The following is a 4,905-nucleotide window of genomic DNA, read 5'->3' as shown; positions in this document are numbered from 1 at the left end:
AGCATTGAATATAGCGCCCCCAGGTCATGAAAAGTATTTCGACCCTTTGAGGGATTATTTTAATTACTCAAAAGGATGGTCAAGACCTGATGATCCTACTTTACAACGTGACACGAAAACCCCTGATCATATCCATTTCCAAGATAAATTTGCAGTACGAGCAGGTTTAAAAGATAAGTCTGTTAATGATATTCGTGAAATCGTTGGAAGCTATATAGAACAACGTGTTGAGCATGGTTTTATTAGAGATAGAAAAGACGTTTTAGATGCTATTTCGGAGTTGGGCATAGTTACCCGAACCAGTGACAAATTCATTTCCCTAAAATTTAATGGTGCAGAAAAGGCGATACGCCTAAAAGGTGCATTTTATGAGTCAGAATTTAATATCGAATCTTACTTTGAGAATCGAGCAAGAAAAGCAAATGATGCAGGGACATCAAGCGAATATCGAATTATTTCAGCAGAACACAGAAAGCTTGCTGAACAGTGCAGAACAAAGTCTGAAAAGCTTGCAAGTAAACGTGCAACGTACAACGGAGAACGCTATCAATCAGATGGCAGAAACCAAGCTGAGCCTAATTTCAGTCCAAGCAGAGAGTCAGAATTTAGCCCAATTATTACAGCAACAGACTCAAGAAACAGCGACACTTTTGAACCAACAGGCAGAGCAGCTCGAGCAGTTAAAAGCCCAATCAGCTCAATTGAACAGCATGAGCCAAGGAATAGCCGAAACAGCCAAGATCAAGAAAACCCTTTTTACATCAAATATAGTTTTAGCTTCGATAGCTCTTATTTTGCTTATATCGAGTATTGCTCTAGGCTACGTAAGCAAGAGCAAATACAACGACATAAACGAGATGCAGAACAAAGTCGATTATCTGAAATCACAAGGCGGAAGCATGTTCACAATGGAATGTGGGGGGAAACTGTGCGTAGAGTTAGACCCGAACGTAAAAGAGAGTTACGCACTGGACAATGGGACGAGACCGCTTGGAATAGTAAGGGAGGTGCGTTAAATGAATCTCGAAGCGCAGTTATTACAGATTATCGAAGAACATCAACAGCAGCTCAAAGAGCAACAGAAGCAGCTAGAGCAAGCCTTACAGCTTATTCAGACTCAGAATCGAACCATAGACGAATTGGAGAAATACAACAACGAACTGGTGAAGCACTGCAATCAATTGAGAGAGCAAAGCAACGAGCTGATCAATATCATCAAGCAATTACAGAATCCGAAGTTGTCAGCCGATTTATTGAAAAATTTGGAGAACAGCTTAAAACAGCGATTAGAGAGCCATTTAAAGCAGTTAGTAACAGACTTGAACATCGAGAATCAAGCAGAGACGATAATAGAGAACATCTTGCCGAATTTGGTACAAGCCGTGATAGAAATCAAATTGAAGCCACTGACAGAACGAGTGATCGAGAAAATGAGTTCAGTAGAGCAATATCAACAAAATCTAGCGGGTTTAATCCAACAAGTATCTTCGAGGCTTTAGATCAACTTGATCAGCGTAGGGAGTTGCAACGAGCGAAAGAACAGACAAAGAAAAATGACCGTGGCTATGATTCCCCAAGCCCATTTTAATAGTTTATAGCTGTTTGGGTATTGAAAGTATATACTAGGTATTACCTTTTGATGTGATAGGAGTTTAATCATGTCCACTACAGCAATGTCTATTAAGCTTGATTCTAGCTATAAAGACCGTTTAAGCCGCTTAGCAACAACCAAGAAGCGGACAGCTCACGCATTGGCAAAAGCTGCAATTACTAGCTTTATTGAGCAAGAGGAACGCCTCGAAGCAGAGCGGAGAGAGGCTATAGCTTCTTATGAGGACTATTTGGAAACTGGGTTACATGTAACTTTGGCAGAAGCAGATGAATGGCTTGAGAGTTGGGGAACTGATAACGAGAAAGACGTACCTCTATGCCACAAGTAATTTTAACTAGAAACGCCCTTAATGATTTAAGTCGATTAAAGGCATTTTTACAGACAAAGAACCCCGAAGCGGCTAAAGAAGCGATTATAACTATTAGATCTTATCTAAAAGAGTTATCTATAACACCACTGGCTCATGCACCTGACGATGAGCGACCAGATTTTAGGGTCTTAATTATTCCCTTTGGTTCAAGTGGGTACAAGGCTTGGTATCGTTATAAAACTGGTGAGGATGTTGTAATACTTTCAATTAAACATCAGCGAGAAATCGGCTTTAAATGATGCGTTATAATTTACATATTTTTATTGAAAAATCAGTTGTTTGACAGTTATTTGAAAAGGTGTAATATTTTTCGCAGGCGAAAAAAAACAGGTTTGCCGACCTGTTTTTCTTCGGAATTTTAATATAAATGCTTGAAAACACTAAAAATTAAAACACCTGAATCTGTCTTAATTTTAGCAGTGTTTACGAGCTTTGCAAGCGGTTACTGTTATAAATGAATAAATTTGAAGCACAAGACACTGATTTTCGGTCAACTTTTTATAAAAATTTACCGCACAAGCCATATTGCACGAATGAATTGGGTGCAGGCTTAATCATTCGTCAGAAAAAAACGGCAATTCAAATGCCGTATATCCAACATAACCCGCCTTGCTTCATTTCAAGCTTAGTCTTTGATGTAGACACATCTGACGCTTATTTTTCATGGTTTGATGCAAATTTACCGCCCCCAACGTGGATAGCCAAAAATAGCCAAAATGGACATGCACATATTGGCTATATGCTTTTAGCTCCAGTGTGTACCACGCATCGAGCAAAGCAGAATGTCATACAGTACCTTGCCAAGATTGAGCAGGCGTATAGCTTGGCGTTAGGTGCAGATCGTGGCTATACGGGCTTAATCACTAAAAATCCATGTCACGGAACATGGGAAAATCATACTTTTGGCGTCCAACCATACGACCTAAATTATTTAGCCGATTTTGTAGAGCTTCAGGAACTAAAAACCGACTTAAAAGAGGTTTCAGGGCTTGGGCGTAACTGTATGATGTTCGATACGGTTCGTTTTTGGGCTTATGAAGCGATTAGAGCGTTTATTTCGGGGCCGCCTGATAGTTGGTATGCGGAAGTGTTAAAAGTCGCTATAAACGCAAATGGTGCGTTTTTAGAGCCATTGCCACATTCAGAGGTAAAGGCAACTGCTAAGTCTATTGCTCGTTGGGTATGGCGCAATCACACAGAAGCACATGCCAAATTTATCGAGCGTCAGACTGTCAAAGGGCGTAAAGGCGGTCTAAGCAGTGATTCCAGTCATGGCGGTAAGGCTAGATCAGCACAGTACAGCGATATCCGCCAAGAAGCCTTAAAACTGCACGTTCTGGGGTTCAATCCAACGCAAATAGCCAAAAAATTAAATATTTCACGTCCAAGCGTCTATAAATGGGTTAAAAATTGTCCAAAAGTGTAAAAGTGCAACCCAAATCAGATAACAGCCTTTTTTCGGTTTTTGATACGTGATTCATGCACAAGTGCAAGCCTAATATCAGATAACAGCCCTTTTTCTTTTTTAAATTAGGTTTATTCCTTATGAGCGAGTTAGATTTCTTTTGTTATTCACTCTATGTTCAAAATGAACGTAACTATAAATCGAATTGGTCATTTGTGATTTTTAAGGTTCGCTATGGCAAATGGATATCTAAACGTCTTAGAGCCGAAGCAATAGCAAAGAATCCAACCAACGAATATTTAGACTGGCTATATAACTATTTTGAACAAAATTTAGATCTTGTGAAGGTATCTAATTCATAAAAAGCGGAAAGTGCAACCTAAATCAGATAACAGCCCTTTTACTGTCGCTTATGATTGTCCATAGTCTTGCCATGACCTGTATATCAATTCACAGCTAGCCTTTGTTTTGTGCACCAACATTTGTATCAAATCTTGAATGCACGAAAACAAGATGCTATCGTGAATTAAGTTAAGCAAGCCTACCCGTACCCCCCAAAACTACGTTTTTTGGTGATACGGGGACTTGTTAGGGATTTCATCCCTAAGACCCTAAAAGCAAAAGCGGTAAATGTGTATGACAGATAATGCTGAAGATAAAAAAGAAACTAGGGATCATTTAAAAAAATATAGATTTACTCAAACTGAGCTAGATCAAATTGAAGTTGTTTTAAAAAAAACAGGTTGGACGCTTACGGATTTTTTTCGAACTGCACTACAGGCAGAATTGCAAAAACACTATTTCTTTGTTCCTAGCCTTGCTCAACTTCAAGGTCGTTATGTTAAGAGACATAAGCCACCTGAAGTAAAAGTTAAAACTATCAAACGCTATATTGATACTGATCCAAATCTTTTAATTGAGCTTGGGCGAATCGGTAACAACTTAAATCAGACAGCAAAGGCTTTAAATATTATTTACAAAGACCCCAACGCAATTTCTAAATTTTCCTTTCTTGAGTGTTTTCACGCACTAAGTCAGATGCAAAATGATTTACATCATTTTCTTGGTGAACTTCCAAAGATTGAACGAAGCCCCGAAGCCGTAAACCGTGCGAGGGAAAGAGCTTTGAAAAAGAGGAGCGGTGAGGATGTACATTAAGTTTTTAGCTCACGGTAAAGGTGATCCAGCCAAAGCTGCTAGTTATTTAATTGATGAAGTTGATCACCTCAATAGACCTAGAGCCGATGTTCAAGTTTTGAGGGGAGATCCGCATACATTTACTGCAATTGCTGAATCAATAGAAAACGACTGGAAATATACAAGCGGTGTGATTGCGTGGTCGAAAGATGATGTACCCACAAATGAAGAGATTGACCAAGTTTTAGAAGCATTTGAAAAGCATGCCTTTGCAGGGTTACAGCCACATCAATATCACTTTACAGCAGTTTTGCATGAAGAAGATGACGGCTCCAAGCATGTGCATTTTTTAGTACCAAGAATTGAACTCGACTCAGGCAA

Annotated in this window: 6 protein-coding genes and 1 pseudogene; all 7 read left to right on the top strand. The window is 39.3% G+C overall.

What is annotated here, in order from left to right:
* Window positions 1-1,588: relaxase/mobilization nuclease domain-containing protein (locus AC4CUX_RS19390; protein WP_490792698.1), on the top strand; the 1,588-nt coding region annotated here is incomplete at its 5' end.
* Between the two features lie 70 nt (window positions 1,589-1,658).
* On the top strand, window positions 1,659-1,940 hold the full coding sequence (locus AC4CUX_RS19385; RefSeq protein WP_087696043.1) for a CopG family ribbon-helix-helix protein: 282 nt from the start codon (window positions 1,659-1,661) through the stop codon (window positions 1,938-1,940).
* On the top strand, window positions 1,928-2,221 hold the full coding sequence (locus tag AC4CUX_RS19380; protein WP_087696044.1) for a type II toxin-antitoxin system RelE/ParE family toxin: 294 nt from the start codon (window positions 1,928-1,930) through the stop codon (window positions 2,219-2,221). The genes AC4CUX_RS19385 and AC4CUX_RS19380 overlap by 13 nt, the downstream gene beginning before the upstream one ends.
* Window positions 2,222-2,436: 215 nt before the next feature.
* The gene (locus AC4CUX_RS19375) at window positions 2,437-3,408 is read left to right on the top strand and encodes a replication initiation protein (protein WP_087696045.1); all 972 of its coding nucleotides are present in this window, start codon (window positions 2,437-2,439) and stop codon (window positions 3,406-3,408) included.
* Window positions 3,409-3,527: 119 nt separating this feature from the next.
* Entirely contained in the window at window positions 3,528-3,749 is a 222-nt protein-coding gene (locus tag AC4CUX_RS19370; protein ID WP_087696046.1) for a hypothetical protein, read from the top strand.
* Window positions 3,750-4,023: 274 nt separating this feature from the next.
* Entirely contained in the window at window positions 4,024-4,545 is a 522-nt protein-coding gene (gene mobC / locus AC4CUX_RS19365; RefSeq protein ID WP_087696048.1) for a plasmid mobilization relaxosome protein MobC, read from the top strand.
* Window positions 4,535-4,905: pseudogene (locus AC4CUX_RS19360) on the top strand (relaxase/mobilization nuclease domain-containing protein); the annotation flags it as partial. The gene mobC and the pseudogene AC4CUX_RS19360, both read left to right, overlap by 11 nt.

The organism is Acinetobacter sp. 231_lipA (assembly GCF_058243005.1).
The sequence above is the reverse complement of the archived record's forward strand: the minus strand, read 5'-3'. Positions and strand labels throughout refer to the sequence as shown.